The 14,164-nt window shown below is 69.6% G+C and carries 12 protein-coding genes; 5 read left to right on the top strand and 7 right to left on the bottom strand.

The features are described from left to right. Positions 1-139 precede the first annotated feature (139 nt). From ACFSNB_RS05845 to eno, 3 genes are read left to right on the top strand one after another with little or no spacing between them, the layout of a single operon-like run. Positions 140-1,768 (top strand): CTP synthase, encoded by a 1,629-nt coding sequence (locus ACFSNB_RS05845; protein ID WP_377315099.1) that lies wholly within the window; start codon positions 140-142, stop codon positions 1,766-1,768. A gap of 19 nt (positions 1,769-1,787) precedes the next feature. Further along, a complete protein-coding gene (gene kdsA / locus ACFSNB_RS05840; RefSeq protein WP_377315098.1) occupies positions 1,788-2,633 on the top strand; it encodes a 3-deoxy-8-phosphooctulonate synthase in 846 nt (281 codons plus the stop codon). Positions 2,634-2,657: 24 nt separating this feature from the next. After that, positions 2,658-3,935 (top strand): phosphopyruvate hydratase, encoded by a 1,278-nt coding sequence (eno, locus tag ACFSNB_RS05835; protein WP_377315097.1) that lies wholly within the window; start codon positions 2,658-2,660, stop codon positions 3,933-3,935. A gap of 146 nt (positions 3,936-4,081) precedes the next feature. Here eno and ACFSNB_RS05830 read toward each other — a convergent pair whose 3' ends face one another. Continuing rightward, positions 4,082-5,806, bottom strand: a complete 1,725-nt coding sequence (locus ACFSNB_RS05830; RefSeq protein WP_377315096.1) for a cache domain-containing sensor histidine kinase — start codon at positions 5,804-5,806, stop codon at positions 4,082-4,084. Positions 5,807-5,910: 104 nt separating this feature from the next. After that, entirely contained in the window at positions 5,911-7,794 is a 1,884-nt protein-coding gene (locus tag ACFSNB_RS05825) for an ABC-F family ATP-binding cassette domain-containing protein (protein WP_377315095.1), read from the bottom strand. Positions 7,795-8,097: 303 nt separating this feature from the next. Here ACFSNB_RS05825 and ndk point away from each other — a divergent pair, with 303 nt between their 5' ends. After that, on the top strand, positions 8,098-8,520 hold the full coding sequence (ndk, locus tag ACFSNB_RS05820) for a nucleoside-diphosphate kinase (RefSeq protein ID WP_377315094.1): 423 nt from the start codon (positions 8,098-8,100) through the stop codon (positions 8,518-8,520). 272 nt (positions 8,521-8,792) lie between these two features. Here the strand turns inward: ndk and ACFSNB_RS05815 are convergent, their stop codons facing one another. After that, on the bottom strand, positions 8,793-9,017 hold the full coding sequence (locus ACFSNB_RS05815; protein WP_377315093.1) for a hypothetical protein: 225 nt from the start codon (positions 9,015-9,017) through the stop codon (positions 8,793-8,795). A gap of 24 nt (positions 9,018-9,041) precedes the next feature. Here ACFSNB_RS05815 and rpoH point away from each other — a divergent pair, with 24 nt between their 5' ends. After that, on the top strand, positions 9,042-9,923 hold the full coding sequence (rpoH, locus tag ACFSNB_RS05810; RefSeq protein ID WP_377315092.1) for an RNA polymerase sigma factor RpoH: 882 nt from the start codon (positions 9,042-9,044) through the stop codon (positions 9,921-9,923). A 204-nt stretch (positions 9,924-10,127) separates the two neighbouring features. On the opposite strand, the gene ACFSNB_RS05805 is transcribed toward rpoH, so the two are convergent. From ACFSNB_RS05805 to ACFSNB_RS05790, 4 genes are all read right to left on the bottom strand, one after another. After that, positions 10,128-11,444, bottom strand: a complete 1,317-nt coding sequence (locus ACFSNB_RS05805) for a DEAD/DEAH box helicase (RefSeq protein ID WP_377315091.1) — start codon at positions 11,442-11,444, stop codon at positions 10,128-10,130. 280 nt (positions 11,445-11,724) lie between these two features. Then, positions 11,725-13,107 carry a sensor histidine kinase gene (locus tag ACFSNB_RS05800; RefSeq protein ID WP_377315090.1) on the bottom strand — a complete coding sequence of 461 codons (1,383 nt, stop codon included), beginning with the start codon at positions 13,105-13,107 and terminating at the stop codon, positions 11,725-11,727. Beyond that, positions 13,076-13,753, bottom strand: coding sequence for a response regulator (locus tag ACFSNB_RS05795; RefSeq protein WP_377315175.1), 678 nt, complete (start codon positions 13,751-13,753; stop codon positions 13,076-13,078). Before ACFSNB_RS05795 ends, ACFSNB_RS05800 begins: the two co-directional genes overlap by 32 nt. A gap of 10 nt (positions 13,754-13,763) precedes the next feature. Next, positions 13,764-14,117, bottom strand: a complete 354-nt coding sequence (locus ACFSNB_RS05790) for a hypothetical protein (protein WP_377315089.1) — start codon at positions 14,115-14,117, stop codon at positions 13,764-13,766. Positions 14,118-14,164 lie beyond the last annotated feature (47 nt).

Here is a 14,164-nt window from a genome sequence, read left to right as displayed (position 1 = left end):
CGCGTGCTCGGGCGGAGGGTTCGTTGTGTGCCGTTGCCCCAGTCGAGTCGGATCCGGCGTCCCTTCAGGACCGCCCGGGCCGTCCGGCCGTGAGGGCGCGGTTGTCTGACTTTGGGCAAGGCGAGGTACAAAAAAGCCGATGACCCGTTTCATCTTCATCACCGGCGGCGTGGTCTCCTCGCTTGGCAAGGGACTGGCCTCGGCGGCGCTCGGCGCCCTGTTGCAGGCGCGCGGATTCAAGGTCCGGCTGCGCAAGCTCGACCCCTATCTCAACGTCGATCCGGGCACGATGAGCCCGTATCAGCATGGCGAGGTCTACGTCACCGATGACGGCGCCGAGACCGATCTCGATCTCGGCCATTACGAGCGGTTCACCGGGGTGGCGTCGCGTAAAAGCGACAATATCACCACCGGCCGCATCTATTCCAACGTCATCGCGCGCGAGCGCCATGGCGATTATCTCGGCGCCACCATCCAGGTGATCCCGCACGTCACCGACGCCATCAAGGAATTCATCCGCGGCGACCTGACCGACGAGGATTTCTGCCTGTGCGAGATCGGCGGCACGGTCGGCGACATCGAAAGCCTGCCGTTCCTTGAGGCGATCCGCCAGATCGGCAACGAGCTGGGCCGCGCCCAGGTGATGTTCGTCCACCTGACCCTGGTGCCGTACATCCCCTCGGCCGGCGAGCTGAAGACCAAGCCGACCCAGCATTCGGTCAAGGAACTGCTCAGCGTCGGCATCCAGCCCGACATGCTGATGTGCCGCTGCGACCGCGAGATCCCCGAGAGCGAGCGGCGCAAGATCGCCCTGTTCTGCAACGTCCCCGCCGACGCGGTGATCGCGGCGCTCGACGTCGGTTCGATCTATCAGGTGCCGATCAGCTACCACGAACAGGGGATGGACGACGTCGTCTGTCGCCATTTCGGCCTGCTCGAGGCGCCGCCGCCCAACCTCAAGCGCTGGACCACCATCCTCGACCGCATCCGCCAGCCGGAGGGCGAGGTCACCATCGCGGTGGTCGGCAAGTACACCAGCCTGCTCGACAGCTACAAATCGCTGGCCGAGGCGCTGCATCACGGCGGCATCGCCAACAATGTCCGCGTCCGCCTCAACTGGATCGACAGCCAGATCTTCGAGAGCGAGGACGTGGTCAGCCATCTCGAACCCTGTCACGGCATCCTGGTGCCGGGCGGGTTCGGCGAGCGCGGCAGCGAGGGCAAGGTCGAGGCGGTCCGCTTCGCCCGTGAACGCCGCGTCCCCTATTTCGGCATCTGTTTCGGCATGCAGATGGCGGTGATCGAGGTCGCCCGCCACCTCGCCGGCCTGCCCGACGCCAGCTCGACCGAGTTCGGCCCGTGCGACTGCGCGGTGGTCGGGCTGATGACCGAATGGATGCGCGGCAACCGGGTCGAAAAGCGCGCCGCCGACGGCGATCTCGGCGGCTCGATGCGGCTCGGCGCCTATGAATGCATGCTCCAGCCCGGCACCCAGGTGCGCGAGATCTACGGCGCCGAGCGGATCTTCGAACGCCACCGCCACCGCTTCGAGGTCAATCTCGATTACCGCGAGGCGCTGGAGAAGGCCGGTCTCTGTTTCAGCGGCCTGTCGCCCGACGGGGTGCTGCCCGAGATCGTCGAACTGCCGGGCCATCCCTGGTTCGTCGGCGTTCAGTTCCATCCCGAACTGAAATCGAAGCCGTTCGACCCGCACCCGCTGTTCACCAGCTTCATCGCCGCCGCGGTGCGGCAGTCGCGTCTGGTCTAGCCTGACAAGGAGCGGAGTGATGACCTGCCACCACGTCGCCGTCACCCCCTCCCTGATCCTCGGCAACGATCTGCCGCTGGTCCTGATCGCGGGGCCGTGCCAGATCGAAAGCCGGGACCATGCCCTTGAGTGCGCCGAGGCACTCAAGGCCATGGCGGCGGCGGCCGGGATCGGCCTGATCTACAAATCCTCGTTCGACAAGGCCAACCGCACCAGCCTGGCCGGCCGGCGCGGCATCGGCCTCGACAAGGCGCTGCCGATCTTCGCCGAGATCCGCGGCCGGCTCGGCCTGCCGGTACTGACCGACATCCACACCGAGGAACAGGTCCACGCCGTCGCCGGCGCGGTCGATGTGATCCAGATCCCCGCCTTCCTCTGCCGCCAGACCGACCTGCTGATCGCCGCCGGGCGTTCGGGCGCGGTGGTCAACGTCAAGAAGGGCCAGTTCCTGGCGCCGTGGGACATGGTCAACGTCGCCGCCAAGATCGAAAGCACCGGCAACAGCCGGATCCTGCTGACCGAGCGCGGCGCCTCGTTCGGCTACAACACCCTGGTCACCGACATGCGCGCCCTGCCGATCATGGCCGCCACCGGCTGGCCGGTGATCATGGACGCCACCCACGCGGTCCAGGCCCCCGGCGGCCAGGGCGGCGCCTCGGGCGGCGACCGGCGCTTCGCCCCGGTGCTGGCCCGCGCCGCCGTCGCGGTCGGCGTGGCCGGCCTGTTCATCGAAACCCATCCCGATCCCGACCAGGCGCCGTCGGACGGGCCCAACATGATTCCGCTGGCGGCGATGCCGGCCCTGATCGAGCAGGTCAAGGCGCTCGACGCCATCGCCAAACGCCATCCACTGTCAATCGCTTGATCCGTCCGAAGGGGGAAAGGTCAGATGACCAGCATTGTCGATATTCATGCCCGTGAGATCCTCGATTCGCGCGGCAACCCGACCGTCGAGGTCGATGTCGTGCTCGAATCCGGCGTGTTCGGCCGGGCCGCGGTGCCGTCGGGCGCCTCGACCGGCGTCCACGAGGCGGTCGAACTGCGCGACGGCGACAAGGCCCGCTATCTCGGCAAGGGCGTGCTGAAGGCGGTCGAATCGGTCAACGGCGAGATCTATGACGCCCTGTCCGGGATGGATGCCGAGGAGCAGCTGCTGCTCGACAAGACCATGATCGATCTCGACGGCACCCCCAACAAGGGCCGGCTCGGCGCCAACGCCATCCTCGGCGTGTCGCTGGCCTGCGCCCGCGCCGCCGCCGAGGAAGCCGGCCTGCCGCTCTACCGCTATGTCGGCGGCGCCTTCGCCTCGACCCTGCCGGTGCCGATGATGAACATCATCAATGGCGGCGCCCATGCCGACAATCCGATCGACATCCAGGAATTCATGATCATGCCGGTCGGCGCGGCCAGCATCGCCGAGGCGATCCGCACCGGCGCCGAGGTGTTCCACGCCCTCAAGAAGACCCTGAAGCAGGCCGGTCACAACACCAATGTCGGTGACGAAGGCGGCTTCGCCCCCAACCTCAAGAGCGCCGAGCAGGCGCTCGACTTCATCATGAGCGCGATCGAGGCCGCCGGCTTCAAGCCGGGCGAGGACGTCGCCCTGGCCCTCGACGCCGCCTCGTCCGAGTTCTACAAGGACGGCAGCTACGTGATGGAAGGGGCCAAGAAGACCTTCGACCGCAAGGGGCTGGTCAAGTTCTACGGCAAGCTGGTCAATGCCTACCCGATCCTGTCGATCGAGGACGGCTGCGCCGAGGACGATTTCGAGGGCTGGAGCCTGCTGACCGAGGCGCTCGGTTCGAAGGTCCAGCTGGTCGGCGACGATCTGTTCGTCACCAACCCGGAACGCCTCTCCGCCGGCATCGACCAGGGCATCGCCAACTCGATCCTGATCAAGGTCAACCAGATCGGCACCCTGTCCGAGACCCTGGAAGCGGTCGATATGGCCCACAAGGCCGGCTACACCGCGGTGATGAGCCATCGCTCGGGCGAGACCGAGGATTCGACCATCGCCGACCTCGCCGTCGCCACCAATTGCGGCCAGATCAAGACCGGCTCGATGTCGCGCTCCGATCGCATCGCCAAGTACAACCAGCTGATCCGCATCGAGGAAGAGCTGGGCACCGCCGGCCGCTATGCCGGCAGCCTGCTGCGGCGGCGCTAAGGTAGAAGGAGGCGCGCCCCTCGCGGGGCGCGCCTTTTCGTGGGCTCCGCCCACACCCGCCAGGGGCCGAGGGCCCCTGGACCCCATTGGGGAGGTCCAGGAACCTCAGGGTCCTGGCGGGTGCGGGCAGAGCCCGCTTTTTTTTGCTAGGCGCGCGGCACCAGCACGCCGAAGCAGGAGCCCCGGCCGGGGACCGAATGGACTTCGAGCCGGTGGTCGAGCAAGGCCGCCATCCGCCGCACCACGCCGAGGCCGAGGCCGAGGCCGCGCTGGTCGCGCGGGCGCCCCGGCTGCTCGATCCGGGTGAAATCGTCGAAGATGCGGGCGACCTGATCGGGGGCGATGCCGATGCCGGTGTCCCACACCTGGATCGCCACCCGGTCGCCGCGATAGCGGCAGCCGATCCGCACCCCGCCGGTCTCGGTATAGCGCACCGCGTTGATCAGCAGGTTGCGCAGGATCCGTTCCAGCAGCACCGGATCGCTGACCACCGCGCAATCGGTCGGCACCGCGCCGATCGACAGGCCGCGCGCGGTGGCCTCGGGCTCGATCTGATCGACCAGCGCCGCCAACAGCGGCATCAGCCGGAAGGGAGAGATGTTGGGGGTGATCTTGCCCGCCTCCAGCGCCGAGACGTCGAGCAGGGTGCCGAGCAGCGAATTGGTCGCCTCGATGCTGCGCCGCAGCTTGGTGACGACGTCGGCCAGCGGCGAATCCTCGACCCGGGCCGCCAGCACCTCGGCGAACATCCCCGCCGCCTGCAACGGCTGGCGCAGATCGTGGCTGGCGGCGGCGAGGAAGCGGGTCTTGCTCTCGTTGGCGAGGCGGGCCTCCTCGGCCCGGCGCTCGGCTTCCTCGGTGCGGTCGCGCACCCGCTGCTCCAGCCCGGCCAGGATCGCCTGCTCGCGGCTGACGCCCCGGAAGGCCAGCGCCGACAGCCCGGCCACCACCGAGCCGGCCAGGGCCAGCGCGATCGCCAGCCCGCCGACGGTGTTCCACCACGGCCGCAGCACCTCGTCCTGCGACATCCCGGCAATCACCACGATGCCGTATTCCGGCAGCAGCCGGTAGGAGAAGATCCGCTCGACCCCGTCGAGCCGCGACGGGCCGAGCATGGTGCCGGCCGGCTTTTCCTGGAGCAGCCGATCGACCGGCTCGCGCGGGATCGGCCGGCCGGCATACAATTCGGGATTGGGCTGGCGCAGCAGCAAGCCATCGCGGGTCGCCGCCGCGATCACCCCGCCATGGCCCAGCACCAGGGTATGGTAGAAATCGGTGAAATAGGCGGAATGGATCCCGCACGACACCACGCCGAGGAAGCGGCCGGTTTCATCGCTGACCCGGCGGCTGACCACGAACACCAGCGAATTGTCGAAGCGCGACGTCACCATCGGGCTGATGCTCCGCTCCACCCCCTCGGCATGGGCGCGGAACCACGGCCGATCGGCGGCGTTGATCCCGGGACCGCCCGGAGTGGGGCGCTGCTCGAACACCGCGTTGCCCTCGGCGTCGAACACCACCAGCCCGCCGCGCTCGGGCAGGCTGGCCTGCATCGCCTTCAGTTCGGCCTGCAGCTTTTCCGCCGGGATGGCGCCCTTGAGATAGGCCCGGTCGAGCCCGGCCAGCCGTTGCAGGATCACGTCGGTGGTGGTGAGGGTGCGGCTCAGCGTCGCTTCGAGCAGCCGGGCCACCCCGGCGGTGTTGGCGGCGGCATCGTCGAGCGTCGCCGCGCGCAGATGGACCAGGAAGCCGACCGCGCCCAGCACCATCAGCGCCATCACCAAACCGATCAGCAATCCCAGAACCCGGCGCAGGTCGCCGCTTGGTTGTGCTGACGGCCGGGCCGCAGCGGTCGGCAGAACCTTGGTCAACGTTCGCCCCCACTGAAAGTCTACGCCGAACGATGCTATACCTTAGGCAAGGTTAGGAAAAGCGCTATCCGGTCTGGGCCCGAGCCAAGGCAGGGGAGCGGCGTTCAGCCCCCCTGGGCCGCCTCCCAGGCCTCCTGGGCCTCGAACCACGCCGCCTCGGCCTGCTCCAGCTGCCTGGTGATCTCGGCATCGCGCCGCTGCAACTCGGTCAGCCGCGCCGCCGGCCCCTGATACAGCGCCGGATCGGCCAGTTGCGCCGCCAGCGCCGCCTTGTCGCGGGCAAGCGTCTCGACCGCGCGCTCGGCCGCCTGCACCGCCTTGCGCAGCGGGGCCAACTGGGCGCGGTTCTGCGCGGCGGCGCGGCGGTCGGCCTTGCGGTCGGGGGCGGCGCCGTCGCGCTCGGGCCGGGCCTCGCGCCGGGCCTCGCGCGCCCGCTCCAGCAGCAGGCGGCGATAGGCGTCGAGATCGCCGTCGAACGCCGCCACCTTGCCGCCATCGACCAGCCACAGCCGGTCGGCCGCCAGCTCGATCAGGCGGGGATCGTGGCTGATCAGCACCACCGCGCCGTCATAGGCGTTGAGCGCCGCCACCAGCGCCTCGCGCGCGTCGAGGTCGAGATGGTTGGTCGGTTCGTCGAGGATCATCAGATGCGGCGCGTCGCGGCTCATCAGCGCGAACAACAGGCGCGATTTCTCGCCGCCGGAGAGGTTGGCCACCGGCACGTCGGCCCGCTCCTGCTCGAACCCGAAGCGGCCGAGCTGGGCCCGCACCTTGGCCTCGGGGGCGTCGGCCATCAGCGCCGCCATATGGTGGTAGGGGGTGCGCTCGGGGCGCAGTTCCTCGGTCTGGTGCTGGGCGAAATAGCCGATCCTGAGCTTGGGCGGCCGGCGCAGGCTGCCGGACATCAGGTCGAGCCGGCCGGACAGGATCTTGGCCAGGGTCGATTTGCCGTTGCCGTTGGCGCCGAGCAACGCGATGCGGTCGTCGCCGTCGATCCGCAGGTCGAGGCCGCGCAGCACCGCCCTGCCGTCATAGCCGGCGGTTCCGCCCTCGATCGCCAGGATCGGCGGGCTCAGCGATTCGGGATCGGGGAAATCGAAGCTGACCGGGCGGTCTTCGACCACCGGCATCACCGTCTCCATCCGCTCCAGCATCTTGATCCGGCTCTGGGCCTGGCTGGCCTTGGTCGCCTTGGCGCGGAAGCGGTCGATGAAGGACTGGATCTTGCGCCGCTGCTCCATCTGCTTGGTGAAGGCCTTGGCCTGCAATTCCATCCGGGCGCGGCGGGTGGCCTCGAACTGGTCGTAATTGCCGCCATAGGCCACCAGCCGGGCGCCGTCGAGATGGACGATGCGGTTGGCGACCTCGTTCAGCAGCTCGCGATCGTGGCTGATCACCAGCAGGGTGCCCGGCCAGGCGGCGAGATGGCTTTGCAGCCACAGCGTCGCCTCGAGATCGAGATGGTTGGTCGGCTCGTCGAGCAGCAGCAGATCGGGATTGGAGAACAAGGCGGCGGCCAGGGCGACGCGCATCCGCCAGCCGCCGGAGAAATCCGACACCGGGCGGGTCTGCGCCTCGGCCGAGAAGCCCAGGCCGGACAGGATCGAGGCGGCCCGCGCCGGGGCGGAATGGGCGTCGATCGCGGCGAGGCGCTCGTGGATCTCGGCGATGCGGTGGCCGTCGGTGGCGGTGTCGGCCTCGGCCAGCAGCGCGGCGCGCTCGGTGTCGGCGGCCAGCACGCATTCGATCAGGCTGGCGGGGCCGTCGGGGGCCTCCTGCGCCAGCCGGCCCAGCCGCGCCCGGGGCCGCAGCAGGATCTCGCCGCCATCGGCGTGGAGATCGCCGGCGATCAGCTTGAACAGGGTCGATTTGCCGGTGCCGTTGCGCCCGACCAGCCCGACCCGCTGGCCGGGGGCGATGTGCAGTTCGGCCTGCTCGAACAAGGCGCGGCCGCCGTAGCGGAAGGTCAGATCGGTGATGTGCAGCATGGGCGGCTGCTTAGCATGGATCGGGCCAAGGCGGCTAGCGGGACGGGGGGATTTCGCGGACGCGCGCGGGCCGCCGCCCGCCCCCGCCCGGGGCGCGGGCGCCCCGGCCCCCTGCTTTTTCCGGCGTCATCGAACCGTCTTGGCCGGGGGGCGATGCGACCGTTGCTCCCGGGGTCGGGTTGGCGTTATAACCCGGCCGCCCTCCCGCGCCTGGCGCGGGGCTTCGCGGGACCGCCTGTGCGTGTCCCGCAGGGAAGACGCCCGAGCGCGGGGCAAGCAACCGCCATCAAGGATTCACCATTCATGGCTACCGAACGTACCCTGTCGATCATCAAGCCGGACGCGACCCGGCGCAACCTGACCGGCAAGATCAACGCCCGCTTCGAAGAGGCCGGCCTGCGCATCGTCGCCCAGAAGCGCGTGCAGCTGACCAAGGCCCAGGCCGAGCAGTTCTACTCGGTCCATTCCGAGCGTTCGTTCTTCAACGACCTCGTCGCCTTCATGATCTCCGGCCCGGTGGTGGTCCAGGTGCTCGAAGGCGAAGGCGCCGTCGCCCGCAACCGCGAGATCATGGGCGCCACCAACCCGGCCAACGCCGCCCCCGGCACCATCCGTGCCGATTTCGCGGAATCGGTCGAGGCCAACTCGGTTCACGGCTCGGACTCGCTCGAGAACGCCGCGATCGAGATCGCCTACTTCTTCGCCGGGACCGAACTGGTCGGCTGATCCGCCGGCGGTTTCCCGTTGCGGGCAGGGGCGGCGACGCCCCTGGATCCCCGCCTGCGCCCGCCGGCCGGCGGCTCCCCGGCCCGGCAGGCGCTCCGCCGTCCCCGCCCCTTCCGGACGGCCCAGCAAGACAAGCGACACTGTTGAAACCGGCCGCCAAGGATTGAGCGGTCGCCCGCCTCTATTGTCGGCGAGGCCCCACCGACCGGGACGATCAAACCCTGGGCTTCCCGTGGTTTTCCCCTATCGGTGTGCCAAAGCTTACCCGTTTTTCATTCATCGCCCTGTTTTGACCCCGGCGCTGCCGCGATGTTGCCATCATCATCGGCTTTGATGCCTCCCAAGCGCGATCCCCCGCCCAGACGCGCCAAACCCACAAGGGAGGCAGGGTTGATTTCAATCATCGCGTTAAGCATAATGAAGCAAATGGCTCCAGCGGGGGTCCAGACGGAACCGGCTGGAGGCGGACGCTGCCATTGTGGCGGGTCCACGGTCATGTTGCTCGTTCGGAGGATATGACGATGTCGAGCGTTGCTCTCCCTGTCGTCGATGGCGACGACGGTCTCGCCAAGTATCTGCGTGACATCCGCGCCTTCCCGCTCCTCGAGGCCGAGGAGGAATTCATGCTGGCCCGGCGCCTGATCGATTACGGCGACACCGAGGCGGCGCAGCGGCTGGTCACCAGCCATCTCCGCCTCGTCGCCAAGATCGCCATCGGCTATCGCCATTACGGCCTGCCGGTCGCCGATCTGATCTCGGAAGGCAATATCGGCCTGATGCGCGCGGTCAAGAAGTTCGACCCCGATCGCGGCTTCCGCCTCGCCACCTATGCGATGTGGTGGATCAAGGCCTCGCTCAACGAATTCGTGCTGAATTCCTGGTCGCTGGTCAAGATCGGCACCCTGGCGGCGCAGAAGAAGCTGTTCTTCAACCTGCGCCGGATCAAGTCGCGCCTGCGCCTGCTCGAAGCCGGCGATCTCGCCCCCGAGCATGTCAAGGCGATCGCCCAGGAACTGTCGGTCGAGGAAAGCGACGTGGTGGCGATGAACCGCCGCATGGCCGCCCGCGACGGCTCGCTCAACCTTCAGGTCGGCGAGAACGGCACCGAGATCCAGGATTTGCTGGCCGACGAGGCCGACAACCAGGAAACCCGCTACGGCCACCAGGAGGAACTGAGCAAGGGCCGCGCCCTGATCCATCAGGCCCTCGACCGCCTGACCGAGCGCGAGCGCGAGATCTTCGTCGAGCGCCGCCTGCGCGACGACCCGGCCACGCTGGAGGAACTCGGCGTCCGCTATGGCGTGTCGCGCGAACGGATCCGCCAGATCGAGGTCAAGGCGTTCGAGAAGGTGCGTGGTCTGGTCCAGGCCGGCTTCGCTCCGACCGCCGCCGCCACGGCGTAACCCCGCAGGGTTAGGCGCCAAGCGGCTCCCATGGATGCGCGGATCAAGTCCGCGCATGACGGAAGAGGACGAACGCCGTCCTCCCCGTCAATCCATGATGAACCAAAAAATCAAAGGGGGTCCGGGGCATCGCCCCGGCCGGGCCCGCGGGCGGGAGCCCGCGTAACCCGTTGTTGGCCGGAGCCCCTCCCCCTCTGTTCGCCGTCAGCCGGCGCGACCGCCGCGCGCGGCGCCGTTGCCGTTGCGGGCGGCGGCGGGCTTGCCGGCCGGCTTGCCCTGCTTGGCCTGGGCCGGCTGGGCGGAACGACCGGCGGGGCGGCCACCGGGACGCCGCCCGGTCGGAGCCGGACGCCCACCGCCACGCGCGGTGCGCTGGGCGATGTGCGGGGCGTGGAAGGCGTGGGTGTCATCGACCGGCACGCTCTGCTGGATCGTCTTCTCGATCGCGCGCAGGTAGGCGACCTCGTCGGCGTCGCACAGCGACAGGGCAATGCCGCTGGCGCCGGCGCGGGCGGTGCGGCCGATGCGGTGGACGTAGCTTTCCGGCTCGTTGGGCAGCTCGTAATTGAAGACGTGGGTGACGCCGTCAACGTCGATGCCGCGGGCGGCGATGTCGGTGGCGACCAGAACGCGGATGCGGCCGTCACGGAAATCGTTGAGCGCCTTCTGCCGCGCCCCCTGCGACTTGTTGCCATGGATGGCGTCGGCGGGGATGCCGGCCTTGTCGAGCAGTTCGGCGACGCGGTTGGCGCCGTGCTTGGTGCGGGTGAACACCAGGGCGCGCTCGACATTGCGCTCGGACAGCAGGTTGGTCAGCAGCGACCGCTTGTTCTCACGATCGACGAACAGCACCCGCTGCTCGATCTTCTCGGCGGTGGAGGAGACCGGCGCCACCTCGACCCGGACCGGGCAATGCAGCACGCTTTCGGCCAGGCCGAGGATGCTGTCGGGCATGGTGGCCGAGAACAGCACGGTCTGACGCGCCTTGGGCAGCGCGGCGACGATGCGGCGGATCGGCTGGATGAAGCCCATGTCGAGCATGCGGTCGGCCTCGTCGAGCACCAGCGCCTCGACCGAATCCAGCCGGATCGCGTTCTGGCCCATCAGGTCGAGCAGGCGGCCGGGAGTGGCGACCAGGATATCGACGCCGCCGGCCATCGTCTTGATCTGCGGCACCATGCCGACGCCGCCGAACACCTGGGCGTAACGCAGACGGTAACGGCTGCCATAGGAGCGGAAGTTCTGCGCCACCTGCACCGCCAGTTCGCGGGTGGGGGTCAGCACCAGCACCCGGGTGCTCTTCGGCATCGCGCGCTTCTTCTCGATGTCGAGACGATGCAGCAGCGGCAGGGCGAAGGCGGCGGTCTTGCCGGTGCCGGTCTGGGCGAGGCCCAGCACGTCCTTGCCGGCGAGCAGATAAGGAATCGACTGTTCCTGAATCGGGGTGGGATGGGCGTAGCCTTCGGCCGCGAGCGCCTGCAACAAGGGTTCGGCGAGGCCGAGATCGGCAAACAAGGTCATGAATTCTCTTTCATGGCATCCCCGCCGGCCCGCGCCCGGGATCGACCCGGCGCGATATGCTACGGCAGGACAAACCGCCACCGGTCGCGGTGGGGCCTGAAGGAAACCACCCGGACGCGCGACCGGAGGTCAAAGGGAAGGAATTCGGAGGCTCGGGACAAGGGGCGGGCCGGACAGGGCCTTCGCCGCTGCGCGTGGTCGCGAGCGGCCCGCGCCGGAGCGGCACGAGCGGGGCGACCCTGCGCCATTCCCCCCCCGATGTCAAGCCCGCCGGTCGGGATCAGCCCGGCGGCGGCGGAAAATCGAGCACGAACAGCGCGCCGCCGCCCGGGGCCGCCTCGACATGGGCGCTGCCGCCATGCAGTTCCATCGCCCGGCGCACCATGGCGAGGCCAAGGCCGGCGCCGCCGCCCTGGCGACGGTCGCGCCGCCAGAAGCGCTGGAACACCAGTTCGCGCTCGTCGGGGGCGACGCCGGGGCCGTGGTCGCGCACCCGCACCTGGGGGTGGGCGCCGCCGCGCACCTCGACCTCGACCGCGCTGCCGGGCGGGGTGTGGCTGAGGGCGTTCTCGACCAGATTGTTGATCGCCTGCCCGATCGTCTCGGCCGAGCCGGTCACCCGGGCCGGACCGTCGGCGCCGACCCGGATGGTCCGCCCGGCCCGGGTCGCGGCCGGCACCAGATAGGAGGCGACGGTGGCGGCGACCCGTTCGAGATCGACCGGCCCCTGGTCGTGGCCGGCCAGCCCCTCGATCTCGGCGGCCCGCAGCAACTGGGTCACCAGCCGCGACAGCACCGCGATGTCGGTCTCCAACTCGCGTCGCATCGCGGCATCCTCCAGCATCTCGACCCGGGCCCGCAGCACCGACAGCGGAGTCCGCAATTCGTGGGCGGCGTTTTCGAGGAATTCCTTCTGGGCGCGGAAGGTCGATTCGATCCGGTCGAACGCGCCGTTGACCGCGCCGACCAGCGGCAGGACCTCGCGCGGGACTCCCTCGGCGCGGACGCGCTGATGGCCGATCTCCGGCCCGATCGCCCCGGCCGAGGCCGAGGCCGCCACCAGCGGCCGGATCCGCCGCCGCGTCCGCAGCAGCACGGCGACGATCTGCCCCGCCGACAGCAGCAGGATCAGCCAACCACCCTGGTCGAGGAAGCGGGCGGCCACCTCGTCGATCACCGCGTCGCGATGGTTCATGTCCTCGGCGACCTGGATCCACACCGGGATGTCCCCGATCCGCGCCGGCACCGTCACCCCCCACAGCAGTGCCGCGCGGTGGACGACGCGGAAGCGCGCCCCCTCGGCCGGGGCGGCCGGATCGAGCGGGGCCAGCGCCCGGGGCGGATCGATCGACGCCACCAGCACCTTGCCGTCGCGGTCGAGCACGCTGAAGCGATAGCGGCCATAATCCGGCGAGAAATGGGCCTGGGTGGCGGAATCGAGGGTGGCGGCGGACAGACCGTGGCTGGTCAGCCGCTCGGCCAGCGCCAGCGCGTCGCGGTGCATGTCCTCGGCCTCAAGGTCGTCGATCACCGCGTCGAGCCGGTCGAACACCACCAGCAGCAGCACGGCGAGGCCGATCAGATGCAGCAGCAGCAGATCCTTGGCCAGCCCGCGCAGCAACGAGGGCGGCTCAGGATTCGCCCGGCCGAACGTCCAGAACATAGCCAACGCCCTTTTCGGTTCGGATCAGCACCGACGCCCCGGCCTGGGCGAGACGGCGGCGCAGACGGTGAATGTACACTTCGAGCGCGTTGGCGCCGACCGCGCTGTCGAAGCCGAACACCGCGTTCTCCAGCGCCGAGCGCGGCACCAGCCGGCCGGTCTGGCGCAGCAGCAGCCGCAGCACCCCGCGTTCACGCCGGGGCAGATCGAGCCGGTCGCCGCCGACGGTGACCTCCTGGGTAACCTCGTCGATCGCGAGGTTGCCGGCCTCGAAGCGGGTCGGAGCCAGTTGCGGCGGCCGCCGCAGCAACGCCCGCAGCCGCGCCACCAGCTCGGCCAGCGCGAACGGCTTGGCGAGGTAATCGTCGGCGCCGGCATTGAGCCCGGCGAGGCGGTCCTCCAGCCGCTCGCGCGCGCTGATGATCAGCACCGGCACCGGATTGGCCCGCCGGCGCAGGTCGCGCAGCAGGGTCAGCCCGTCGCCGTCGGCAAGACCGAGATCGAGGATCACCGCGTCATAGGCGGCGGTGGCCAGCGCGGCCAACGCCTCCTCCATCCCGGCGACGCCGTCGGCGGTCTCGCCCTCGCGTTCCAGCGCGGCCAGCACCAGCGTCGCCAGCCGCTCGTTGTCCTCGACCAGCAGCACCCGCAAGCCGTCATCCTCCTCGCGCCATCCGGGCCGGAGCGGCCGCTCCAGTATCCTCGCCCAGCCAATGCTCGACAAGGCGCAGATCGGCGGCGGCGGTGACCGGATCGCCCCGGTCGCAGGCGGCGCGGCCGGCGCGCAGCCGGCGCAGCATCGCCTCGTAATCGCTCAAGGCGTGGCGATGGCCGAAATGGTCGCTGACCATCGCGTGGCCCGGCTTGACCGCCGGCCAGGTCGGCCACGCCGCCCGCCAGTCGGCCACCGCCGCCGCCGCCTCGGCCTGACACCCGCTTTCCGCCGCGCCGGCCGGCAGCGCCACCAGCAGCACCATCAGCGCCGCCCCCACTCCGCTTGCGTATCTCATTCTGGCCTCCCCTGGTTTGCGTTCCACCTTGAAATAGCCCGGCAAGC

It is taken from the genome of Phaeospirillum tilakii (assembly GCF_042683125.1).
In the GTDB taxonomy this organism is placed as follows: Bacteria; Pseudomonadota; Alphaproteobacteria; order Rhodospirillales; family Magnetospirillaceae; genus Phaeospirillum; species Phaeospirillum tilakii.
This window is presented reverse-complemented; position numbering and strand designations above follow the sequence as displayed.

Coding starts and splice junctions, on each gene's coding strand:
- ACFSNB_RS05815 (WP_377315093.1), bottom strand. CDS start 9,017: ATGACCGTGGACCCGCCACAATGGCAGCGTCCGCCTCCAGCCGGTTCC.
- kdsA (WP_377315098.1), top strand. CDS start 1,788: ATGACCTGCCACCACGTCGCCGTCACCCCCTCCCTGATCCTCGGCAAC.
- ACFSNB_RS05825 (WP_377315095.1), bottom strand. CDS start 7,794: ATGCTGCACATCACCGATCTGACCTTCCGCTACGGCGGCCGCGCCTTG.
- ACFSNB_RS05790 (WP_377315089.1), bottom strand. CDS start 14,117: ATGAGATACGCAAGCGGAGTGGGGGCGGCGCTGATGGTGCTGCTGGTG.
- ACFSNB_RS05845 (WP_377315099.1), top strand. CDS start 140: ATGACCCGTTTCATCTTCATCACCGGCGGCGTGGTCTCCTCGCTTGGC.
- ACFSNB_RS05805 (WP_377315091.1), bottom strand. CDS start 11,444: ATGACCTTGTTTGCCGATCTCGGCCTCGCCGAACCCTTGTTGCAGGCG.
- ndk (WP_377315094.1), top strand. CDS start 8,098: ATGGCTACCGAACGTACCCTGTCGATCATCAAGCCGGACGCGACCCGG.
- ACFSNB_RS05800 (WP_377315090.1), bottom strand. CDS start 13,107: ATGTTCTGGACGTTCGGCCGGGCGAATCCTGAGCCGCCCTCGTTGCTG.
- eno (WP_377315097.1), top strand. CDS start 2,658: ATGACCAGCATTGTCGATATTCATGCCCGTGAGATCCTCGATTCGCGC.
- rpoH (WP_377315092.1), top strand. CDS start 9,042: ATGTCGAGCGTTGCTCTCCCTGTCGTCGATGGCGACGACGGTCTCGCC.